This is a genomic window from Virgibacillus carmonensis (genome assembly GCF_057836705.1).
Window position 1 is genome coordinate 1 of sequence record NZ_JBYQFJ010000429.1, and the last position, 510, is coordinate 510.

A 510-nucleotide genomic window follows, 5' to 3' on the forward strand; every position below is an offset into this window, starting at 1 on the left:
ATCAAAATAAGCGCGCCCGGATTTTCGTATACTTCTCTTGATTTAATGCCAACTAGACGGTTTTCAATATGATCAATCCGGCCGACTCCATGGATGCCGCCCTGTTCATTTAGTTTTTCAATTAATTCCACTAGCGGTATTTCTTCATCATTCAATGCAGCAGGGACACCCTGATCAAATGTTATATCTACATACTCCGGTTCATCAGGTGTAAGATTGATTGGATTTGTCCAGTCAAAGGCTGCTTCTGGTGCTTCCTCCCACGGGTTTTCCAACACCCCAGCTTCGCACGCCCTGCCCCAAATGTTTGCATCTATTGAAAAAGGGTTATCAAGGTTTACTGGCACAGGAATCCCTTTCTTTGTTGCATAAGCGATCTCTTCATCCCTCGTCATGCCCCATTCACGAACAGGTGCAACTACTTTTAAATTTGGATTCAGCGCTTGAATAGAAACCTCAAAACGTACTTGGTCATTGCCTTTACCAGTACAACCGTGGGCAACTGCAACA

General features: G+C 44.3%; 1 protein-coding gene. It reads right to left on the bottom strand.

The features are described 5' to 3' along the window. Positions 1-510, bottom strand: a 510-nt coding sequence (locus AC3G7N_RS22715; RefSeq protein ID WP_489424356.1) for an argininosuccinate synthase domain-containing protein, incomplete at both ends; no start/stop codon positions are given.